Source organism: Marinactinospora rubrisoli, assembly GCF_042664915.1.
In the GTDB taxonomy this organism is placed as follows: Bacteria; Actinomycetota; Actinomycetes; order Streptosporangiales; family Streptosporangiaceae; genus Marinitenerispora; species Marinitenerispora rubrisoli.
The window spans coordinates 332,211-353,874 of record NZ_JBHTBH010000002.1 but is presented as its reverse complement, the minus strand read 5'-3'; the positions used below and the strand labels follow the sequence as shown (position 1 = coordinate 353,874).

Below are 21,664 nucleotides of genomic sequence, written 5' to 3'. Positions count from 1 at the left end.
CGGCCGAGCAGAAGGAAACGGCAATGACCACACCAGGAACCGGACAGCGGCCCGACACCGCCGAGGCGGTCGTCAGCGTCCGTGACCTGAAGATCACCTTCCCGACCATGGACGGCGACGTCCACGCGGTCGACGGGCTGTCGTTCGACGTGCCGGCCGGCGGCGCGCTGGGCATCGTCGGCGAGTCCGGGTCCGGCAAGAGCGCCACGTCGCTGGCCCTGATGGGCCTGCACCGCGGCACGCGCGCGCGGATCAGCGGTGAACTCCTGGTGGCGGGCACCAACGTGGTCACCGCCACCGATCAGGAGATCCGGGCGCTGCGCGGCAACGACATCGCCATGGTGTTCCAGGACCCGATGTCGTCGCTGCATCCGCAGTACACCATCGGCAACCAGATCATCGAGGCGTACCGGACGCACCACCCGGGCGCGAGCACGGCCGAGGCGCGCCGCCGCGCCGTCGAAGCGCTGGAGCGGGTCGGCATCCCGGACGCGGCGCGCCGCGTCCACTCCTACCCGCACGAGTTCTCCGGCGGCATGCGCCAGCGCGTGCTCATCGCCATGGGCCTGGTGTGCGAGCCGCGGGTGCTGCTCGCCGACGAGCCCACGACCGCGCTCGACGTCACCGTCCAGGCGCAGATCCTCGACCTGCTCGACGATCTGCGCCGCGACCTGGGGATGTCGCTCATCCTGGTCAGTCACGACCTCGCGGTCGTCGCCGGATCGGTGGACGAGGTCCTGGTGATGCAGAAGGGGCGGGCCGTCGAGCACGGCGACGTCCGGCAGGTGCTGGCCGAGCCCGAGCACCCCTACACCCAGGCGCTGCTCGCCGCCGTGCCGCGGGTGGAGGTCTCCCGCGCCCAGCGGCGCGCGCAGATCCGGGCGGAGCGCGCCGAGGCCGGGAAGGAGAAGGCCGCCGAGCCGGCCCCCGCCCCCGCGCGGCCGGCGCCCGCGCCGGCCGGGACCGGCGAGCCGCTGCTCAAGGTCGAGAACGTCCGCCAGCGCTTCCGGGTGCGCGGCGGGATGTTCGGCGCCGCCAGCGACTTCTACGCGGTCGACGACGTCTCGTTCGAGCTGCACCGGGGCGAGACGCTCGGCATCGTGGGCGAGTCGGGTTCCGGCAAGAGCACGCTGTCCCGGATGATCATGCGGCTGCTGCAGCCGACCGAGGGCCGCGTCGTCTTCGAGGGGCGCGACATCACCCGGCTGCCCGACCGGCAGCTGCGCCCGCTGCGGCGCGACATGCAGATGATCTTCCAGAACCCCTACTCGTCGCTGAACCCGCGGATCACCATCGGCGACAGCATCGGAACCGCGCTGCGGGTCCAGGGCGAGCGCGACACCAAGGCGATTCGCCGGCGGGTCCAGGAGCTGCTGGAGCGCGTGGGCCTGGAGCCGGAGCACTACAACCGGTTCCCGCACGCGTTCTCCGGCGGTCAGCGGCAGCGCATCGCCATCGCCCGCGCGCTCATCCTGCGCCCCAAACTGGTCATCTGCGACGAGCCGGTCTCCGCGCTGGACGTCTCCACCCAGGACCAGGTCCTGCGGCTGCTCGCCGAACTGCAGGACGACTTCGACCTCACGCTCATCTTCGTCGCCCACGACCTCGCCGTCGTCCGGCAGGTCAGCGACCGAGTGGCGGTGATGCGCAAGGGCCGCATCGTGGAGATGAGCGACGGCGACTCCGTCTACGAGCGTCCCGAGCACGCCTACACCCAGCAGCTCCTGGCGGCGGCACCGGTCCTCGACCCCGACGAGGCCCGCCGCCTGCGTGCCGAGCGCTCCCGGCTGCGCAAGGACGCCGGGGAGAACGCCGGGGTCTGATCCCCGGCCGGTCCCGATCCCGCCCGTGGCGCCGCCGCACCGGTCCGGCGGCGCCGGAGCGGCCGCCGCATCCCGGGCGGGGACGGGGGCGTTCCCTCGTGCGGAGCGGAAACGGGCCGGGCGGCGTTCACCGCCCGGCCGCCGGTCAGTACCCGCCGCGAGTGCGCCGGGCGGCAGGGCGGCTGCGCCGGCCGGCGCCGGCCAGACCGCCGCGCTGGAAGGCGCGCACCAATTCGCCGCCCAGGTTGGCGCCGGCGCCCAGCGCCAGCCCCACCGCGACCGCCTCCGACACGCTCAGCAGACCCGCCACCGGGTCCCCCAGGCTGATCTCCAGCAGGCCGCGGTAGAGGATGCTGCCGGGCAGCAGCGGGGCGATGGCGGGAATGATGTAGGGCAGCACCGGACGCTGGGTACGGCGTGCCAGCCAGTGCGCGATGACCCCGATCACCACCGCGCCCGCCGCGGTTCCCACGACCGGCGGCACGTTCAGTGTCGCGGTGCTGGCCAGGGTCGCATAAACGACCCAGATGAGGATGCCCATCGCCCCGATGGCGGGCAGCATGCGCGGCGGGACGGTGAGCGAGATCGCGAAGGCCACCGCGATCCCCGCGGCGCTGAGCAGCACCGGCAGCTCCAGCGAGGTGCCGGCCGAGGGGAGGTCGTCGAGCTTCATGTCGACGCCGAGACGCACCGCCGTGTACGCGACCGCCCCGACCCCGGACACGATCGCGCCGAGGGTGAAGAACACCTCCAGCAGCCGCGCCGACGCCGACACGTAGCTGCCGCTGATCCCGTCCTGCAGGCTGGACACCAGTGGCCGGCCGGGCAGCAGCGCCATGATGTTACCGGTGATGACCGCTCCGGCCTGCAGGCCCAGGTGCAGCTCCGAGCTCGCCCACAGCAGCGCCACGCCCATGCTGGAGGCGAGTACCGCCGCCGCGGTCATCTGGTAGAACTCCGCGACCCCGCGCTTGGCCAGGAACACCGATATCCGGTCGCCCAGCACGGTGGCGGCGAAGGCGGCCGCGGCGACGATGAACTGGCCGCCCACCATGAGACTGGCGCTGAACGCGATCAGCCCGAACGCCGTCACCAGCAGCCATCGCGGGTACGGCGGCCGGGCGCGCTTGATCATGCGCAGCCGCGCGATCGCGCCCTCCAGCTCCACCTGCCCGAGGGCGGCGCCCTGCACCAGCGTGTGCAGCTCGTTCACCCGGAAGTAGTCGAGCGTGCGGCGCCGCACCACGCGCTCGCCGGTGATGGGCGGATGGTCGCCCCCGGGATGGCAGGAGAGGGTGAGGGCCGTGAACGTGACCGACACCTCACTGCGCGGCAGCTCGAAGGCCACGGAGAGGCTGAGCATCGCCTCACTGACGATCTCGGTGGCCTCACCACTGGCCAGCAGGAGCTCGCCGACGCGGAGCACCAGGTCGATGGCCCGGGGGTCGGGCAGCCCGACGGCGTCGTCGTCGAGCCCGTCGGGGCCCAGTTCGGTCTCCCGGGCGGCGCGCCAGTCCCGGAGGCGACTCAGCAGGTTGGTGTCGTTCAGCGGGGCGGGCCGCTGCGGTCGCTGCGCCATCGGCGGTCTTCGATACCTCCTCGCGAGAGTCTCGCGGCTCGGACGGGCGACGACGACGCGCCCGGCGGTAGGGTCATGGGATCAGGTGGGCGGTCCCACCGCCCGGGTCCATCCCCGGACGGGGCCGGGACCACACGGTGAGACGCGTGCGTCGTGGTGGCGGTTGGCGGAGCGCCCGAAGCGCGGCCGGTGAACTGCATCACCGGGCCATCGTCGCAGCCGGGAAGACGCGGGTCCCCGCGCGGCGGTGACCCGCGGCCGATGTCCGGGGCCGCCGCGCAGCCCCGGACCGGGGACCGTCGGGTGGATTCCCGGCGTGCCTGCCTCCAAATGCTCTTCTCGGCGGTGGTCGTGCGACGTCGGGCGCGGGCGTTCGCCCGGCCGGTGAGCCTGGCGGCGGACCATGGGCCGCGGCAGGTCAGCCGGGGTGGATGGACCCCACAGAGGACACTGTAGACGGTCGGTCAGCCGGGCCGGCGTTCCGGCGGAAGCCGGCAGGCGGGCGTGGCGCCGGGCAGCCGGTACCGGTTGTCGGCGATGCGGCGGTACAGCCGGGCGGCGACCGCGCGCACCCCGGGAGCGGCGAGCAGCAGGCCCAGCACCGGCCAGGCGCCACGGCAGTGCCGCAGGAGCGCGGCGACGGCCGCGGCACCGCCGTATACGCGGTGCTTCGCGTCGACCAGAATCACCTCACGGCGGGCGCGGTCCTCGGTGATTCCCAGGGCGGCCAGGTCGGTGGCCTGCCATGGGCGATAGGAGAGGCCGGCGGGCAGTCGTGCCGCGAGCCGCACACTTCGGGTGCAGAAGCCGCAGTCGCCGTCATAGACGAGGATCGGCGGAGTCGAGGTCATCGTCCCTCCTGTGTGGGGTGATGCTCGTCAGGGACCGGTGGGTCGTCCAGGCCGGGGTCGAGCACGGATTTGATTCGGTGCCAGTCCCAGCAGATCAGGTAGCCGCAGCCCAGCAGCATCAGCGTGGTGATCAGCCCGGTGAAAGACCGACTGAACTCGGTGGTGAGCGTGATCACCGTGATGCCGGCGATGACGGGCAGATAGATCAGCGCGCCCAGCAGCGCGGTACGCGGAACGAGCAGCAGGATCGCCGCCGTGATCTGGCACACGCCGACGAACTCGGCGAGATGGCCGACGCGGTCGAACGCGTGCAGGAACTCCGCGGTCGGTCCGTGATCGGGCAGGTTGCCGAACATCTCGCCCCGCAACTTGACCCACCCGGGGAGGGCGAACCCCACCGCCAGCAGGGCACGCACCCCCCATGTGAACCGGTGCAGGGCGGGGACGCGCCTGGCGCGGGCGTGCAGCCGGTCGCCGAACGTGAGCAGGGTGGGCAGGGCGGGCACGACGTTCCTCAGGGGCAGGAGGTACTTCGGACGGCACGAAGGTAGCGGGCCGCCGGTGGCGCGGACCTCGACCGGCGGAACCATCCCGTCTCACTCACCGGAACGAGCCGGGAGACCGGCTTTCGTCGCGGTCGGTTCAGTCACCCTCGCCCGGCCGGATGACCCCGGTCTCGTAGGCGTAGACCACCGCCTGCACCCGGTCGCGCAGCCCGAGCTTGGTGAGGACGTTGCCCACGTGGGTCTTGACCGTGGTCTCGCTCACCACCAGCTCGCGGGCGATCTCGGCGTTGGACAGTCCGCGCCCCAGGAGCCGGAGCACCTCGCGTTCGCGATCGGTGAGGTGGTGCAGCCGCGGCGGCGGTGCCTCGCGGGTGCTGGGCAGCTTGTCGGCGAACCGGTCGAGCAGCCGCCGGGTCACCGCCGGCGCCACGATCGCCGCGCCGTCGGCCACGACCCGGATCGCCGCCACCAGGTCGTCCGGTGGCACGTCCTTGAGGAGGAAGCCGGACGCTCCGGCCCGCAGGGCCTCCACAACGTACTCGTCCAGGTCGAAGGTGGTGAGGACCAGCACCCGGACCTGCTGACCGGCGGACCTGGCCCAGGAGAGGATCTCGCGGGTGGCGTCGATGCCGTCCTTGCCCGGCATCCGGATGTCCATGAGCACCACGTCCGGGAGCAGCCGTCTGGTGGCGGCGACGGCGTCGTGGCCGTTGGCCGCCTCGCCCACGACCGAGACCTCCGGTTCGGACTCCAGGATGAGCCGGAAGCCGGTGCGCAGCAGTGGCTGGTCGTCGACCAGCAGGACGCGGATGGACATGCCGCAATTGTGGCCGATCACGGCGGATGCGGCGAACCGCGGAGCGGCGGCGTCAGGCCCGCTCGTCCTCCGGGCCGCGTCCGTGAGCCGGGCGCCCCGCCACGGCGTCCGCACCGACCGCCGACACCGCGGACCGGTCGGGACCGCCCGACCTGTTCTCCGGGATCCGGGCGTGTACCGCGAAACCTCCGCCGGGTCGCGGTCCGACCTCCAGGTCGCCGCCGAAGAGCGACACCCGCTCCCGCATGCCGAGCAGGCCGTGTCCCGGCTCGTCGCCGCCGCGATCGGTGGCGGCCGGACCCGCCCCGTCGTCCTCGACACCTACCGACACCGCGCCCGGCTCGAAGCGCAGGGTGATCGCCGCGGTCGCGTCCGGCCCCGCGTGCTTGAGGACATTGGTCAGCGACTCCTGCACCACCCGGTACACCGTCAGTTCGAGGCCGGGCGGCAGCGGGCGCGCCGCGCCCTGAGTGTGCAGCGTGACCGACACCCCGGTCTCCCGCACCTGGCCCAGCAGGTCCGGGAGGTCGGCCAGCCCGGGCTGCGGGCCGCGGCCGGTGGCACCGGAACCCGACGTGCGGAGCACGCCCACGATCCGCCGCATCTCCGACATCGCCTGCCGGCCGGTCTCCTCGATGTCCTCCAGCGCCTGCCGCGCCCGCTCCGGCGACCGGTCGATGACCCGGCGGCCGGCCGTGGCCTGCACGGTCATCACGCTCACGTGGTGTGCCACGACGTCGTGCAGTTCCCGGGCGATCCGGGACCGCTCCTCCGCGAGCACCGCGCGGGCGTGCGCGTCGCGGGCGTGCTCCAGGCGGGCGGCCCGGGCCTGCAGCTCCGCCAGATGCGCCGCCCGTAGCCGGGCGAGCCGGCCGAGCCACCAGCCACCGAAGATCCAGCTCAGGTAGAACGCGATGTTCCACACGGTCATCTGGATCTCGAAGAACGGTGAGGCCAGGGAGACCGCGATGTTGACGACGGTGCCGCACCCCAGGCCCACCAGGGAGCGGCGGAGCGGGAGATGCCGGCCGGCGGCGTGGACGGCCGCCACGGCACCCAGCGACGCCACGGGCTGGACGAACACCCCGGCGTGATCCGCGGCCAGTCCGCACAGCGAGAGCAGCACGAACACGGTGGTGGGAAAGCGGCGGCGGGCGAACAGCAGCAGGGACAGCCCGATCCCGGCGAGCTGCCCGGCCAGGTCGTCCCCCCACGGCCACTCCGACTCGGGACCGTGGATCCGGCCCGAGATCATGGCGGCGTTGATCCCGGCCACCGCCACGACGATCAGCGCGTCGGTCAGCACGGCGCGGGTGGCCACGGCCCGCATCCGGGCGGTCCAACGCCCGGCCGTGCGCGAGCCGCGTCCAGAATCCGTCACGTCACCACGCTAGAGCCGGTTCCGGCGCCCGCGTGCCCTCCTCAGGGGTGATCCCCTCTCCTTCGCCGGGATGACCGCCCGCCCGCGACGGCGGAGGGTGCCCTCCGCCGTCCCGCCCGTCACCCGGCCGCGGCCGGCAGCGGCGGGGGAGTGCCGCCGAACTCCGGGCAGACCGTGCGGTGGTCGCACCAGTCGCACAGCCTGCTCCGCCGCGGCAGCCACTCGCCGGAGCGGGCGGTGTCCTCGATGGCGCGCCAGATGGCGTCGATCTCGGCCTCGGCGGCCAGCAGCTCCTGCTCGGTGGGCTCGTACCAGCGCACCCCGCCGTCGCCCAGGTACATCAGCTGCAGGCGGGTGGGGATCTCGCCCATCTCCCGCCAGATCATGACGGCGTAGCAGAAGATCTGGAACCGCGCCTTGTCCTCGAACCGCGGGGCGGGCGTCTTCCCGGTCTTGTAGTCGACGACCCGGATCTGGCCGGTGGGGGCGACGTCCAGCCGGTCGACGTAGCCGCGCAGCCGCAGCCCGGACCGCAGAGTCACCTCCAGCCGCAATTCCCGGTCGCGCGGTTCCAGCAGGGCCGGGCGCTCCATCTCGAAGTAGCGCCGGATGAGCGCGCGGGCGGCCTCCAGCCAGCCGGTCTCCTCGGCCTCGTCGGCGAACAGCCCGGCCACCTCGGGGCGGTCATCGCGCAGCCGCCGCCACTGCGGCTCCAGCAGGGCCAGCGCCGAGCGCACCGTCCGGGTCTCGGCGGGAAGCTCGAACAGCCGCTCCAGCACCGCGTGCACCAGGGTGCCGCGGACGGCGGCCGCACTCGGGCGTTCCGGCAGCCGGTCGATGACACGGAACCGGAAGAGCAACGGGCACTGGAGGAAGTCGCTGGCCCGCGACGGTGACAGCGCCCGGGCGAGGGGGAGCGGGGAGTCCATGGCCCCACAGCCTACGCGCGCCGTCCGGCGCGGAGATCGCGCCGTCCACAGCCCCGCGCCGTCCAGCGGCACGGCGGGTCCGGTCGCCGTCCGTGACCACGTAGCCTGACGGGTGTGAGCCAACACGACAGCGGAACCTCCTCGACGCGGCCTGGGCGGCGGTCCGGACTCCTGATGGGGCGGCCCTTCGGGATCCCCGTGTACGTCTCCCCGTCCTGGCTGCTCATCGCGGCGGTCATCACGGTGCTCTACGAGCCCGTGGTCGAGGGCGCGCTGGCGCTGGGTCCGCTCTCCTACCTCGTCGCGTTCGTCTTCGCGGTGCTGCTGTACGCGTCGGTGCTCGTGCACGAGCTGGCGCACTCGGTGGTGGCGCGGCTGTACGGGCTGCCGGTCCGCCGCATCACGCTGTACATGCTCGGCGGGGTCTCGGAGATCGAGCGCGAGGCCCCCACCCCCGGCCGGGAGTTCTGGGTCGCCTTCGCCGGCCCGCTGCTGTCGCTCGTGCTGGCCGCCGTCGGCTTCGCCGGATACCAGTTCGTGGAACCGGCCAGCATCGCCGGGGTGCTCGTCTGGCAACTGTGGGTGGCCAACCTGCTGGTCGGCGTGTTCAACCTGCTGCCCGGCCTGCCGCTCGACGGCGGACGGCTGCTGCGCGCGCTGGTCTGGGCGCTCACCCGCCGGCCCGGTGTCGGCACCCTGGTCGCCGCCTGGGTGGGGCGCGGCCTCGCCGTGCTCGTTATCGCGCTGCCGTTCGCCTCGGCGTGGCTCGGCGCGACCTCGCTCAGCCTGTTCGCCGTGCTGTGGGCCGTTCTGCTCGGCTCGTTCATCTGGATGGGGGCCGGTTCCTCGCTGCGGGCGTCCCGGTTCCGCGAGCGGCTGCCGCGGCTGCGCGGCCGGGTGCTGGCCCGGCGGCCGGTGGCGGTGCCGTCGGACACCTCGCTCGCCGAAGCCCAGCGCCGGATGGCCGAGGGCCAGGCGGGCGCCATCGTCGTGGTGGACGCGGCCGGCACGCCCACCTCGATCGTCAGCGACTCCGCGGCCTCGGCGGTGCCGGAGCCGCGCCGCCCCTGGGTTCCGGTGTCCAGCGTGGCGCGCGCCATCACCCCCGACATCATGATCCCCGCGGACCTGTCCGGCGAGGAGCTGCTGGACGCGCTCCGCCGCTATCCGGTGCCGGAGTACCTGCTGGTGGAGGCCGACGGCTCCATCTACGGCGTGCTGCGCGCCGCCGACGTCAACGCCGCCTTCGCCGAAGCGTGATCGGGGCGAGCCGATGGCGCGTCGCCGCTAGCGGCCCGGGGTGGAGCAGCCGTCCGTGAAGTGCACCAGGTCGGCCAGGGAGTACCCGGTGACCCCGGTGGTGCCGTCGGTGAGCCGGAGCATGCCCCCGAATCGCGGAAGCGGCACGGTGCAGTGCACCGTGACCGAGTGCGGGGGTAGCCGAGGCCGAGGACGTCGCTGGCGCGGCCGGAGATGCGGTGAACGCCCACCCCGTCCTACCGGAACACCGGCGGCGCCGCGGTCGGCTGTTCCTCCGCCGCCGCTGCCGGTCCATCCGTGGCCGATCACCATCGCCGTCCGTGGCCGGGAGCGGACGGACCGCCTGCGCGGCCGGGACCGGACGACCGGCTCCGGGCCGGTGGGGGCCTCCGGCGCCTAACGCCGGGCGCCGTCCGGCCACAGCACCGTCACCGGGCGGCCCTCCCGCCGGGCGTAGGCCACCACGTCGGCGGTGCCGCCGGGCCCGCGGGCGGGCGCACCGTCCCAGACGGCGGTCAGTTCGTCGCAGTGCCGAACCATGTACTCGCCGGCGGCCAGGTGCGCCTCCGGCGCCGAGATGAGGAACGGCAGGTGGTGCACGAGGGCGGCCCGGCCCAGGAGATCGTCGTAGGTCACGTGATGGGAGGCCGGTAGTCCGGCGCGGTACTCCTCCGCCGGGACGATGGCCTCCAGGGTGCCGCCGAGGTTCAGGACGGCGTGCGCGAAGAGCGTGTCGGCGCCGTCCGCGAGGCAGGACAGGCCGACGATTCCTGGCCCGGCGGCGGCGAGGTGCGCGCGCAGCAGGTGCGCCACCTTCCGCTCCACGTCGGGGGACAGCCCCCGGTGTCCGGTGATCGCGATACGCCGCACCATGCCGACTCCTCGTTCGCTCGGGACCGGGCGCTCCGGCCGCCGTCCGGCTTGACCGCTCTGTCCGTCGAGGTGGATATCTCTCTACCCAGTACAGGGCCCGTCAGAGCCGTAGCGGCCCGGCGAGCACCGAGTTGATCTGCTCGTCCAGCGTGCTCACGCAGCGCGCCCGCGGGCCGCGGTAGCGCCGCCGGAATCGGCGCACGCGGCTGATGACGCGGTCGGACTGGAAGGCCGCGCCGATGCGCAGCGCCTCCGAGGCCAGCCGGCACGCCTCGTCGACGTCCCCGGCGTCGGCGTGCGCGTCGGCGAGGTCGACCAGCAGCACGGCCCGCTGTTTGGCCCCCGCCGGGACGCGGGCCGCCTCGCCGAAGGCGGCCAGCGCGTCGCCCGGGCGGCGCAGGCGGACCGCGACGAGGGCCCGGTACCCCGCGAGCTTGGTCTCGTCGAAAGGGAAGACCCAGGGCCACGGCGGCTCGCGGTTCGCCGTGTGCGCCACCGCGCGGTCGGCCGAGCCCAGTTCCCGGTGCGCGGCCGGTCCGTCGCCGATCGCGGCGTGCCCGGTGGCGCGTACGCACGCCAGCCAGGCCCGGGCCGTGGGGTGGGCGTCATCCCCGAGCCGGCGGGCGGCCTCGCCCGCGAGCGCCAGCCCGAGTTCGGGTTCGTCGGCGTCGATCTCGAACGCCGCCAGGCTGCCCAGCATGTACACCCCGAGCAACTCGTGCCCGGCCTGACGGGCGCGTTCCACCGCGGCGCGGTAGTGGGACCGCGCCGAACCCACGTCCCCCATGTCGGCGTGCAGCCACGCGGCGAAGCCGGCGGCCTCGCTGGCCGCCGCCGCGATGTCGGCGGCGAAGGGGGTGCGCCGGGCCCGCCCCAGGGTCCGTCCGGAAAGTTCGAGGTGCGCCACCGCCGAGGAGATGAGGTCGCGGGCGGGGGAGGAGGCGTCCAGCCGGCGCTGCCCCCCGGTGATGGCGCGCAAGGTCGGTGCCGTGTTCTCGTCCACGTCGCTGGACACCGGAGCCATCGGCAGCGGCAGCGAGGCCACCGCGAGGACCTTGCCGAACTCCCTGCGTCGCGTGGGATCCCCCTTCCCGCCGCCCGTCGCTGGCACCGCGGCGGGACGCGCCGGCGCGTGCGGTTCGCGGGCGGGGAATCCGCCCGCGAACCGGAGCCGGTGCACGGGGATGTCCAGGCGCCGGGCGATCTCGCGCACCTGGTCGAGGGTCAGTGACTGCTGCCCGTTGACCACGCGCGAGACCCAGCTCTGGGAGTAGCCCAGGTTGCGGGCGAGCCCGGCCTGGGACCAGCCGCGTGCCGACCGGACCGCCTCGACGATCGCCGCCATGTCACATGTGGCGAGCGCGGCGGCCATCGCGGGGCGGGTCCAAAACTCCGGTGAAAGTGCGCCGTCGCGTTGGGGCATGAGCCTAGATTAGGGGCGCTACCTGGCATTCTCGGCTATGACCGACAGAAGTGGCGCTATGCGGCGTGCGCATAACGGTCTCTGAAACGTGCGCGAATCGGGCAGAGTTCAAGGGCTGTCAAGGGACCAAAGTCCCCCATTCTCGGAAAAACCTGACCGAGAGGGAGGTCTGATGACTGGAGAAATACCCGGAGCGAGCAGCGCCGCCGTGGCCGGACGTGGCCATGGAGCCGGCGCCGTGCGCGCGGGCACCGCGCACCGCCGGGCGCTCCGGTGACCCCGGCGGCTGCGGCAGGGGCCGGGCACCGGGAACGGGGAAGGGCGCCCGCGGGGCGGCGCTGAGCCGCGGGGACGGGGCACCGACGGCGGTGCCGCGAACCCCGCGGCGGCCGCCCACTGTCACGTGCGGCCGGCGAGGACGGCGCGGCCGCACGGCCGGCGGGCCGGGACGCGGAGGGGGCGTCCCGGCCCGCCGTGGCCTCGGCCGAGGCTCACCCAGCGCTCGCCGTTTCCGCGCCGAAGCGCTCCACGGCGAGCACGGCCGCTCCCACGATGCCCGCCGTGTTGCGCAGCTTGGCCGGCACGATCGGCGCGTGCAGGTGCAGGTAGGGCAGGAACTTGTCGGCCTTGCGGCTCACCCCGCCGCCGACCACGATCAGGTCCGGCCACAGCAGTTCCTCGATCACCGAGTAGTAGCGCTGCAGCCGGTCCTCCGCCCACTCCTGGTAGGACAGGTCCTCGCGGTCCTTGACGCTGGAGGCGGCGCGGGTCTCCGCGTCGTGCCCGTCGATCTCCAGGTGGCCCAGCTCGGTGTTGGGCACCAGCCTGCCGTCCAGCAGCAGCGCGGTGCCGATGCCGGTTCCCAGCGTCGTCATCAGCACGACGCCCGGGGTGTTGGCGGCTGCGCCGTAGCGGTGTTCGCCGATCGCGGCGGCGTCGGCGTCGTTCACCACGTTCACCCGCCGGCCGGTCTCGTGGGACAGCAGGCGCTCGACGTCGGTGCCGATCCACGACTTGTCGACGTTGGCGGCGCTGCGCGCGACACCGTGCTGGATGACCGCGGGGAAGGTCACGCCCAGCGGGCAGCCCGGATCGACGTGTTCGGGGAAGGCTCCGGCGATCTCCGCGACGACCTTGGCCACGGCCTGCGGCGTCGACGGCTGGGGGGTGGCGATCTTTACACGATCCACCACGAACTCACCCGTCTCCAGGTTCACGGGTGCGCCCTTGATACCGCTGCCGCCGATGTCGATGCCGAGTCCGACCTTCGGCGCGTTGTTCACCATCGAGTGCTTGCCTTTCTGCACTAGGGAGGCGGTCCGGCCCACCGCGGACCCGGGCGGGGGCTCCCCGCCGCGGTGCCGTGACTCTGTCCCCCCGCAACCTCGTTCCCCCTATTCAACCCGCATTCCGCCCGACGGTGTTAGCCAGGCCACCCCCTGACCGCCGCCCGCCCGAGATCGCCTCGATTACGCCGGTGCTGATCACGGCCGATACGCTGGGCGACTGCTTCGGACGGACACCAGTGCGGGAGAGACGAGAACCAGTGACCGGCATCCACGGCCGCCGCGGACCCTTCCAGGACGGCGACATCGTGCAGCTGACCGACCCCAAGGGACGCATGCACACCATCACCCTGCGCGCCGGCACGGCGTTCCACACCCACCGGGGGCGCCTGGACCACGACGACCTGATCGGCACCCCCGAGGGGAGCGTGGTGCGCGCCACCTCGGGCACCGCCTACGTGGCGCTGCGTCCGCTGCTCTCGGACTTCACGCTGTCGATGAAGCGCGGCGCCACCATCGTCTACCCCAAGGACGCGGCGCAGATCGTCGCGCAGGCGGACATCTTCCCCGGCGCGCGGGTGATCGAGGCGGGCGCCGGCTCGGGGTCGCTGTCCTGCTGGCTGCTGCGCGCGGTCGGCGAGCAGGGGCTGGTCTCCTCCTACGAGCGCCGCGCGGACTTCGCCGACATCGCCCGGGCCAACGTGGAGCGGTACTTCGGCCGGCCGCATCCGGCCTGGCGGCTGACCGTCGGGGACCTCGCGGAGAGCATCGACGACACCGACGTCGACCGCGTCATCCTCGACATGCTCGCGCCGTGGGAGTGCCTGGACGCCGTGGCGGGCGCGCTCATCCCCGGCGGTCTCATCTGCGCCTACGTCGCGACGACCACGCAGGTCTCCCGCGTCGTGGAGGCGCTGCGGGAGCACGGCGGCTTCTACGAGCCCGCCACCTGGGAGACGCTGGTGCGCACCTGGCACGTCGAAGGGCTCGCGGTGCGCCCGGACCACCGCATGATCGGGCACACCGGGTTCCTGGTGACGGCGCGCCGGCTCGCCGAGGGGACGGTCGCCCCCGAGCGGCGCCGTCGGCCCGCAAAGGGTGCATATGGTGAGGAATGGGAGAAGTCGCGGGCGGAGCGCGGCGCGGACCGTCCAGCCACTACGGACGGCCCGGAACCGGGTGTTCGGGTCGAACCGGATGACCGTCCCTAGGCGCCGGGGTTACGTTCTGCTTGCGTGACGTAGCCCACTATCAGGCTGAGCTAGGCGTCCACAAGATCGAAAAGTGAGTGGTTCGACACTGAGCGGCGGGGACAGGTTAGGAATAGTCCATGGGTAGGTAGGGTTTCGAGTAGTCGTCCTCTTCTAGGGAGGTGGCGGACGTGGCCGATCGCGACGACGAGCGTCAGGCGGAGCGCGACCGTGAAGTCGCAGACCTCACGGCTCAGGTCTCCTATTTGGAAAAGGAACTCAGCGTAGTCCGGCGCAAGCTCGCCGATTCCCCCCGCCACGTGCGGCTGCTCGAAGACCGTCTCCGCGAAGCCCAGGCCAACCTGGCCGCCGTCAACGGACAGAACGAGCGTCTGGTCGCGACGCTGAAGGAGGCGCGCGACCAGATCGTGGCGCTCAAGGAGGAGGTCGACCGGCTGGCCCAGCCGCCGTCCGGCTTCGGCGTGTTCCTCGGCGCCCGCGAGGATGACACCATCGAGATCTTCACCAACGGCCGCAAGATGCGGGTGAACGTCAGCCCGTCGGTCGACATCGACGAGCTGCGCCCCGGCCAGGAGGTCATGCTCAACGAGGCGTTCAACGTCGTCGAGGCGCTGGCCTTCGAGACGGTCGGCGAGGTCGTCATGCTCAAGGAGATCCTTGACGGCGGCGACCGCGCGCTGGTCATCTCCAACCACGACGAGGAGAAGATCGTCCGGCTCGCCGAGCCGCTGCGCGACCAGCCCGTCCGCCCCGGCGACTCCCTGCTGCTGGAGGCGCGTTCCGGCTACGTCTACGAGCGCATCCCCAAGTCGGAGGTCGAGGAGCTCATCCTTGAGGAGGTGCCCGACATCTCCTACACCGACATCGGCGGGCTCAGTGGTCAGATCGAGATGATCCGCGACGCCGTGGAACTGCCCTACCTGCACAAGGAACTCTTCTACGAGCACCGGCTCCGCCCGCCCAAGGGCGTCCTGCTGTACGGCCCGCCCGGCTGCGGCAAGACGCTGATCGCCAAGGCGGTCGCCAACTCGCTGGCCAAGCAGGTCGCGCAGAAGACCGGCCGCGACGTCGGCAAGAGCTTCTTCCTGAACATCAAGGGTCCGGAGCTGCTCAACAAGTACGTCGGCGAGACCGAGCGGCACATCCGGCTGGTCTTCCAGCGCGCCCGCGAGAAGGCGAGCGAGGGTACCCCGGTCATCGTCTTCTTCGACGAGATGGACTCCATCTTCCGCACCCGCGGCTCCGGCGTCTCCAGCGACGTCGAGAACACCATCGTGCCGCAGCTCCTCAGCGAGATCGACGGCGTCGAGGGCCTGGAGAACGTCATCGTCATCGGCGCCTCCAACCGCGAGGACATGATCGACCCCGCGATCCTGCGCCCCGGCCGCCTCGACGTCAAGATCAAGATCGAGCGCCCCGACGCCGAGGCGGCGCGCGACATCTTCTCGAAGTACATCACCGACGACCTGCCGCTGCACTCCGACGACCTGGCCGAACACGGCGACTCGCCGTCCGCCACGGTCGAGGGCATGATCCAGCGGGTCGTCGAGCGGATGTACAGCGAGACCGAGGAGAACCGGTTCCTTGAGGTCACCTACGCCAACGGTGACAAGGAAGTCCTGTACTTCAAGGACTTCAACTCCGGCGCCATGATCCAGAACATCGTCGACCGCGCCAAGAAGATGGCGATCAAGGACTTCATCGACACCAACACCAAGGGCATCCGCGTCTCCCACCTGCTCCAGGCCTGCGTCGACGAGTTCAGCGAGAACGAGGACCTGCCCAACACCACCAACCCCGACGACTGGGCCCGGATCTCCGGCAAGAAGGGCGAGCGGATCGTCTACATCCGCACCCTGGTGTCCGGCAAGAAGGGCGCCGACTCCGGCCGGTCCATCGACACGGTGGCCAACACCGGGCAGTACCTGTAGCGACAGCGCCAGCGGGGCCCCACCGGAGTTCCGGTGGGGCCCCGTTCGTTCGTGTTGCTTCTGGTCGGTGTGATGGCAGGGTGACGGCAAATAGGCCGCGACCCGATCAGGTGCCGGGAAGGACACGAGAACGCCCCGCCCCGGATTCGCCTGCCCGGAGCGGGGCTCCTTCGTCGTATCCACCTACCAGGGGGCGCGGCACCGCTCCAGCCTCAAGGGCGCGGTCCAGCGCACTGAGCAGGCCGTCGCCGGCCTCGCCGCATGCGTGGACGAGCCGGCAGCCCGGCCGACGACTGAGGTACGGGATGTGACGGTCACCCTGCCGGGACGGCGGAACGCGCCCGTGGCGGGTCTGCTGTTCAACGCGGGCACGGCGACCCATCGTGCACACTGTGGCCCCGCCGCGGAGGACAGGGCCACAGCGGTGAAACCGTCGGCGCTAGTACACGGAGAACGGCTGCATCTCTTCTTGGGCCTGCTGCTCCGCCGACTCCTCCTGCTCCTCTTCGACCTCCTCTTCGAAGTCGACCGCCGCCGCTGGACCGGCCAGCGACAGGGCGAGCGCGGCACCGGCCGCCAGAGCAGTGAGAACGCGTTTCATGGCTGTGCTCCCTTCCGGGATCGCGGATTGCTTGCCGCGACGCCCACTACCGGCGCCCCCAGCGGCGAAACCCCGTCAACTCCCGAGCACCGTCTTCTTGACCAGACCCGGCCAGACGGGCCGCGTCCTTGACTCCGCGCGTCTTTTCTTATGCGCGGACAGAGGCAACCTTCCTGATCCTTCGTTCCCGCGTCTACTTCGGGCAGGGCGCCACCGGCGCCGACACCGAATGTGGGCCGGTGACGAACATGCCAGACGCGGCACCGAAAGTCGTTGGCCGTGCGTGCACGATCATTTGTCGATGCGTCCACTCGGCCGCCGGTCAGCCGCGGAGGAAGCGCCGGAGCAGGGCCCCCGACCGTGGACGCAGGGATCAACCCGCGATGACCGCTGCCGCGCTGGCGAAGGCCAGCGCTTGTGGGGTGGCGCGGTCCCGGAGCCAGGTCACCGCTACTTCCGATGGCGCCATGTCGGTGATCGGGATGTAGCGGACGTCGGGGCGTGGGTAGTAGTCGCTCATGCTGGCGACCACGGGGCTGACGCCACGGCCGGCACCGATAAGTGTGAGCAGTTCCAGCGGGTTCGAGACCGCTTCCCGGCGCTGTAGGGGGCTGCCGGCGGGAGTGACACGGGGGACGTGGAAGTCGCGCCAGTACTCGGGTGCGTTGCGGGGGAGATCGAAGACGAAGTCGTCCGCGATCTCCTCGATGCTGACCTCCGTACGGCCGGCGAGGCGGTGATCGACGGGCACCGCCAGCGCGCGTGGTTCCCGGAGGACGATGGGGCCGACCACGATGTCGTCCTCGTGCACGGGCAATCGCGCGAGTGCGACGTCGACATCGCCATCGCGGAGCACATCGAACTGGTTGGCGAAGTTCAGTTCGACCACGCGCACCCGCCAGTCGGGCATCATCGAGGTGAACTCGGTGAGTATCGCGGTCGTCAGGTCGCCTGCGGCGAGGCCCTGCTGACCGACCACGAGTGTGCCTGGGCGCAGGGCGCCGCGGCGTCTGGTGCGTTCCAGCGCGGCCAGGATCGTGTCGAACGCCGGCCCGACGGAGTCCGCCAGCAACCGGCCCTCGGCGGTCAGCCGCACCAGCCTCGTGGTGCGCTCGAAGAGCCGAACTCCCAGTCGGCGTTCGAGTGCGGCGACGAGTTGGCTCGCGCGCGAGGGAGAAAGGCCCAGACGTTCGGCTGCACGAGCGAAGTGCAGTTCCCGGGCCACGGCCAGGAAGCACTCGATCTCCGCTGCGTCGACTCTCATTATGCAGTCATCCTCGTGAGTCGTGTAGAAGATGGCTCTTTATCGAGGGTATCGGCGGGTCGAGAGTTGAGTGTCATGGAACAAAGCTCGGACGCGACCAGAGCGCGCGCGCAGGCGAGGACTCCCGGATTCGCCCTGTCAGTGATGCTCGGTGCCGTCTTCATGGTGCTGGCCGATGTGTTCATGGCGACGATCGCGACTCCGGCGATACGAGCCGACCTCGCTGCCGACACGGTCCATATTCAACTCGCGCTTGCGCTCTACAACGTCAGCTATGGGGCGCTCCTCCTGGGCGGCGCGCGTCTCGGTGACCGATTCGGGCACACGCAGGTGTTCCTCGTCGGTTGCCTGCTCTTCTGCCTGGCCTCGATCGTGTGCGCGATCGCCCCCAGCGCCGAGATTCTCGTCATCGGCCGGCTGCTCCAGGGAATCGGCCCGGCGCTGCTGATGCCTCAGGTGTTCACCTTCATCCAAAACCACTTCACCGGGCGCGGCCGCCTCCGCGCATTCGCGGCTTTCTCAGCGGTCAGCGGCATCGCGGCCGCGGGATCACAGGTCCTCGGTGGTGCGCTGATCGATATGAACCTGCTCGGTCTCGGCTGGCGGTCGATCTTCTGGATCAACATCCCGGTGATGGCGATCATCGTGGCGCTCGCCGCCGCGACACTTCCCCGTTCCAGCGGTCAACGCGGCATGGGAATCGATTGGGCGGGGCTGGCAGCGGTCACGTTCTGCCTGCTCGCCCTCACTTCGGCCATATCGTTCGCGCAACACGCTCCCGGTCTCGCCCTGGTCGCCACAGCACTCGCCGCGCTGGGCTTCGCGCTCGGCCGCGCGGCGCTCCGGCGCGCTCGGAGGCAAGGGCGCGAGCCTCTCGTCGATACCGCATTGCTCTACCGGGCGGGCTTCCGAGGACTGCTCGTGGCATCCGTGGCGTACTACGCGGGCAACGCCATCCTCTTCAGTCTGTTGCCCATCCACCTCATTGGCGCCAAGGGCCACACCGCGGCCACGGCCGGGCTGTACTTCGTCGCGCTCGCCGGTACCTTCGCGCTGGTTTCCACCGCCCTGCCGCGCTTCGCGCCGCTGCAACCCCGGCCGCTGCTGATCATCGGTGCAACCGCATTGCTGACCTCGTATACGGCGCTGGCGGCCGTCCTACTTCTGGCGCCGCACGTACCCACGGTGGTGCTCCTGCCTCTCCTCGTCCTCATCGGGGCGGCCATGGGATGTACCGCCCCGTCGCTCAACACCCTCGCCACCAGCCGCGTGCCCGCGACATCGACCGCCTCCGCCTCCGGACTCATCACCACCGCGCTGGAGATCGGCTATGGTCTCGGCGCCACCGTCGGCATTGGAAGCTACGCGATCGCGCAGGCGCACACCCAGCAACCGGGACATGCGTTCGCCACGAGCATCGGCATCGCGGCGCTCCTGACCATCGGCCTGGTGGTGATCGCCGCGCGAACCCGCGCCGATTCCGACGAACCTCCGGTGGCCTCGGCAGAACCTACCGGGCGGTCCTCGGACTTCCCCATGGACGTGCTCGACCACGGAGGCGGAGAACGGTGACGAGCATGCCCAGCGGGCTCTCGACAGGTGAACATCGACGGAACCGCCCGCGTCCCTCCGCCAGGCCGCCATGGGGCGGAACGCGTCTTATCCGGGCGATGCTCGCCGGGTCCGTCGCCCGGGAAGCGGAGATCGCCCCGGCCCGGTCGGCGGTATCCGCTGTTGCCCCAGACAGAGGAGGAGGCACGCGTTCTGGTGCAGGCACATGCGCAGGTCCGACGGTGCTTGCCCCGCGCCGAATCCGAACAGCGCGAAGGCCACGATGGTGATCGCGGCGCACTTCACGGATGCGCGCATGGTCGACCTCCTTTCGCTTACCGTTGGCGCGTTCCGTGCTCAGGAGAGGGGCGCCCTTCTGCTAGCCCGCCGTCCGGCCGGCAAAACGGTCCGCGCCGCAAATGGCCGTGAGACCAGCGCGAACGGCCCCTGAACGACGAGCCGGTCCCGGATCCGCGTGGCCGCCCGCCGACCGCCGGCGCCGACACGGCCGAGCCGGCACCGGTCGTGGCGTGCCGCGCGACGGGCTGGCCGGGAGCGGCCACGCACGCGTGTGGGCCGACGTCTACGTTCGGGACGTGGACCTCACCATTTCCGAAGCCCTGATCCTGTGGTGGTCCGGGCAGCAGATCTCCGGCCACAGCCTGCACGGGGTACCGGTGCTGTGGCTGGGGCGAGCGGGAAAGCTCGCAGCCTTCCTCGCCGGGACCACGATCGTGCTCGATCTGATCGGGCCGCAGCGGCTCGTCGAGTGGGGGGAGGCCGTCCAGGCACGTGCGCGTTCCAGCACGTCCATGTGGTTCACGTGGGTGTGCGGCGGCGGCGCGCTCATTCTCGGCGTGGTCGCGAACACGGCCGCCGTTCCCATCGGCGAGGCGTTCTTCGAGCGATTCGCCTGGATGGGCCAGTGGATGGTGGTCGTGTTCTATGGGCTGGGTATCGCCATGACCGCGGCTGTCATCTGCGCGGGCGTGCTGGCGGAGCGGTACGGACCGCGGGCCGTCGTCCATTTCGGGCGGCTCCTCGCCCGGCCCCGCTTCGAGCGGTGGTGGCGGGCCATCGCCGTGCCGCTCTTCTTCGTGGGGTTCGCCCTGGACTACCTCGCCTCATAGCCGGACGGCGCCGGACCGCCCCCGGCCGCGCCGTGTGCAAGATGGCCGCACGGGGGCGGCCCGGCGAGCGTGGCCGGGCAGCGGCCGGTCTGGCCGTGGTGCCGGCACACCACCGGCGGTCACCGGGCCGGCGCGGTCCGGCTACTCCTCCATCAGCATGCGGGCGTAACGCGGCCACACGAGGTCCGAGCTCAGCTCCTCCGCGACGATCTCGGCCCGCTTCTCCGGCGGGATCGCCGCCCAGAAGTTCCGCCACCACGCCTCGTCATCGGCGGCCTGGGCGTCGCTGACGAACTCGTCATCGTCCATGATCACGGCGTACCCGCCAGCGGGCGCCTGTCCCACCTCGCCGCAGTGCTCGCCGAGTCGGCCGCCGAATCGACCGGTGACGGTGCGCGATATGCGTGGCAGTGCCCAGGCGAGGCCGCCGCTCCGCCCGGCAGCGGCGGCCTTCGCGTGTTTGCCCGCCGCGGCGGGGGTAGCGGGCCCGCATCGGGCGTGGACGGGCGCCCGGCGCACCGGACCGACAACAGGGGAGAGGTGCCCCATGAGCAGCCGTGACCGACTCATCACCTGGCTCAACGACGCCTACGCCATGGAGCAGGCACTGGAGGAGACGCTGGAACGACATGCCAAGGACGCCGAGGGGGAGCCCGACGTCCACGCGCGCATCCGGCGGCACATCGACGAGACCCGTCAGCAGGCCGAGACCGTGCGCGGGTGTATCGAGTCGCTCGGTGGAAGCGTCTCCGGCACCAAGTCCGTGTTCGCGAACATGTTCGGCGCCATGCAGGGCATGATCAACCGGCCGGCGCGGGACACGATGGTCAAGAACGCCATCGCCGACTACGCTGCCGAGCATTTCGAGATCGCCTCCTACCGGGCCCTCATCGAGGCGGCCGAGCAGGTCGGGGAGACCGACATCGCCCGTCGGCTCACCGCGATCCTGCGGCAGGAGGAGGACATGGCCCGGTTCCTCCAGGAGAAGCTGCCGCACGCCGTCGACGAGTCCCTGGCACTGGCCGGCCGGTAGGTGCCGGCCCCCGGCGTCCGCGTCCCGGCCCCGGGCGGGAGCGGGCGGGGCGCTGGGTCCGCCGACGCGGTGGCTGGCACCGGCCGGCGGGTGGCGGCACGGCCGAACGGGCCACGCCGGAGTTCCGGCGTGGCCCGTTCGCGTGCTCGGCCGGGTGTGCCGCCAGTCCGCCGGATCATCGGCGGCAGGTCATCGAAACGCCCGGAAACGACGGC

The 21,664-nt window shown here is 71.9% G+C and carries 19 protein-coding genes; 7 read left to right on the top strand and 12 right to left on the bottom strand.

Annotated elements, in window-relative coordinates; all coding sequences use genetic code 11:
* The first annotated feature begins 23 nt into the window (after positions 1-23).
* Positions 24-1,823 carry an ABC transporter ATP-binding protein gene (locus tag ACFQRF_RS05685; RefSeq protein WP_379869429.1) on the top strand — a complete coding sequence of 600 codons (1,800 nt, stop codon included), beginning with the start codon at positions 24-26 and terminating at the stop codon, positions 1,821-1,823.
* A 145-nt stretch (positions 1,824-1,968) separates the two neighbouring features.
* Here the strand turns inward: ACFQRF_RS05685 and ACFQRF_RS05680 are convergent, their stop codons facing one another.
* The 6 genes from ACFQRF_RS05680 to ACFQRF_RS05655 all read right to left on the bottom strand — a co-directional run bounded on the left by ACFQRF_RS05680 (position 1,969) and on the right by ACFQRF_RS05655 (position 7,886).
* Positions 1,969-3,402: a threonine/serine exporter family protein gene (locus ACFQRF_RS05680; protein ID WP_379869428.1), complete on the bottom strand. Its 1,434-nt coding sequence runs from the start codon at positions 3,400-3,402 to the stop codon at positions 1,969-1,971.
* Between the two features lie 464 nt (positions 3,403-3,866).
* On the bottom strand, positions 3,867-4,253 hold the full coding sequence (locus ACFQRF_RS05675) for a thiol-disulfide oxidoreductase DCC family protein (RefSeq protein ID WP_379869426.1): 387 nt from the start codon (positions 4,251-4,253) through the stop codon (positions 3,867-3,869).
* Positions 4,250-4,759: a hypothetical protein gene (locus ACFQRF_RS05670; RefSeq protein WP_379869425.1), complete on the bottom strand. Its 510-nt coding sequence runs from the start codon at positions 4,757-4,759 to the stop codon at positions 4,250-4,252. The genes ACFQRF_RS05675 and ACFQRF_RS05670 overlap by 4 nt, the downstream gene beginning before the upstream one ends.
* A 136-nt stretch (positions 4,760-4,895) precedes the next feature.
* A complete protein-coding gene (locus ACFQRF_RS05665) occupies positions 4,896-5,576 on the bottom strand; it encodes a response regulator (RefSeq protein WP_379869423.1) in 681 nt (226 codons plus the stop codon).
* A 52-nt stretch (positions 5,577-5,628) separates the two neighbouring features.
* Positions 5,629-6,957 (bottom strand): sensor histidine kinase, encoded by a 1,329-nt coding sequence (locus ACFQRF_RS05660; protein ID WP_379869422.1) that lies wholly within the window; start codon positions 6,955-6,957, stop codon positions 5,629-5,631.
* Between the two features lie 119 nt (positions 6,958-7,076).
* Positions 7,077-7,886 carry a RecB family exonuclease gene (locus ACFQRF_RS05655; protein ID WP_379869420.1) on the bottom strand — a complete coding sequence of 270 codons (810 nt, stop codon included), beginning with the start codon at positions 7,884-7,886 and terminating at the stop codon, positions 7,077-7,079.
* A gap of 174 nt (positions 7,887-8,060) precedes the next feature.
* On the opposite strand from ACFQRF_RS05655, the gene ACFQRF_RS05650 reads away from it, so the two are divergent.
* The gene (locus tag ACFQRF_RS05650; RefSeq protein WP_379869769.1) at positions 8,061-9,146 is read left to right on the top strand and encodes a site-2 protease family protein; all 1,086 of its coding nucleotides are present in this window, start codon (positions 8,061-8,063) and stop codon (positions 9,144-9,146) included.
* Between the two features lie 396 nt (positions 9,147-9,542).
* Here ACFQRF_RS05650 and ACFQRF_RS05645 read toward each other — a convergent pair whose 3' ends face one another.
* From ACFQRF_RS05645 to ppgK, 3 genes are all read right to left on the bottom strand, one after another.
* Positions 9,543-10,016 (bottom strand): hypothetical protein, encoded by a 474-nt coding sequence (locus tag ACFQRF_RS05645; protein ID WP_379869767.1) that lies wholly within the window; start codon positions 10,014-10,016, stop codon positions 9,543-9,545.
* Positions 10,017-10,119: 103 nt separating this feature from the next.
* Complete coding sequence (locus tag ACFQRF_RS05640) at positions 10,120-11,442, bottom strand: helix-turn-helix domain-containing protein (protein WP_379869419.1); 1,323 nt, start codon at positions 11,440-11,442, stop codon at positions 10,120-10,122.
* A 491-nt stretch (positions 11,443-11,933) separates the two neighbouring features.
* A complete protein-coding gene (gene ppgK / locus ACFQRF_RS05635) occupies positions 11,934-12,728 on the bottom strand; it encodes a polyphosphate--glucose phosphotransferase (RefSeq protein ID WP_379869417.1) in 795 nt (264 codons plus the stop codon).
* A gap of 260 nt (positions 12,729-12,988) precedes the next feature.
* Between ppgK and ACFQRF_RS05630 the strand changes: the two genes are divergently transcribed.
* Together ACFQRF_RS05630 and arc are read left to right on the top strand one after the other, a co-directional pair.
* A complete protein-coding gene (locus ACFQRF_RS05630) occupies positions 12,989-13,939 on the top strand; it encodes a tRNA (adenine-N1)-methyltransferase (RefSeq protein ID WP_379869416.1) in 951 nt (316 codons plus the stop codon).
* 161 nt (positions 13,940-14,100) lie between these two features.
* On the top strand, positions 14,101-15,870 hold the full coding sequence (gene arc / locus ACFQRF_RS05625) for a proteasome ATPase (RefSeq protein ID WP_379869415.1): 1,770 nt from the start codon (positions 14,101-14,103) through the stop codon (positions 15,868-15,870).
* A gap of 439 nt (positions 15,871-16,309) precedes the next feature.
* Here the strand turns inward: arc and ACFQRF_RS05620 are convergent, their stop codons facing one another.
* Both ACFQRF_RS05620 and ACFQRF_RS05615 read right to left on the bottom strand, forming a co-directional pair.
* Entirely contained in the window at positions 16,310-16,471 is a 162-nt protein-coding gene (locus tag ACFQRF_RS05620; RefSeq protein WP_379869413.1) for a hypothetical protein, read from the bottom strand.
* Positions 16,472-16,844: 373 nt separating this feature from the next.
* On the bottom strand, positions 16,845-17,735 hold the full coding sequence (locus tag ACFQRF_RS05615) for a LysR family transcriptional regulator (protein ID WP_379869412.1): 891 nt from the start codon (positions 17,733-17,735) through the stop codon (positions 16,845-16,847).
* Positions 17,736-17,810: 75 nt separating this feature from the next.
* Here ACFQRF_RS05615 and ACFQRF_RS05610 point away from each other — a divergent pair, with 75 nt between their 5' ends.
* A complete protein-coding gene (locus ACFQRF_RS05610) occupies positions 17,811-19,307 on the top strand; it encodes an MFS transporter (RefSeq protein ID WP_379869410.1) in 1,497 nt (498 codons plus the stop codon).
* 575 nt (positions 19,308-19,882) lie between these two features.
* Complete coding sequence (locus ACFQRF_RS05605; protein WP_379869409.1) at positions 19,883-20,416, top strand: hypothetical protein; 534 nt, start codon at positions 19,883-19,885, stop codon at positions 20,414-20,416.
* Positions 20,417-20,557: 141 nt separating this feature from the next.
* Here ACFQRF_RS05605 and ACFQRF_RS05600 read toward each other — a convergent pair whose 3' ends face one another.
* Positions 20,558-20,725: a hypothetical protein gene (locus tag ACFQRF_RS05600; RefSeq protein ID WP_379869407.1), complete on the bottom strand. Its 168-nt coding sequence runs from the start codon at positions 20,723-20,725 to the stop codon at positions 20,558-20,560.
* A gap of 238 nt (positions 20,726-20,963) precedes the next feature.
* Between ACFQRF_RS05600 and ACFQRF_RS05595 the strand changes: the two genes are divergently transcribed.
* Positions 20,964-21,449: a ferritin-like domain-containing protein gene (locus ACFQRF_RS05595; RefSeq protein ID WP_379869406.1), complete on the top strand. Its 486-nt coding sequence runs from the start codon at positions 20,964-20,966 to the stop codon at positions 21,447-21,449.
* Positions 21,450-21,664 lie beyond the last annotated feature (215 nt).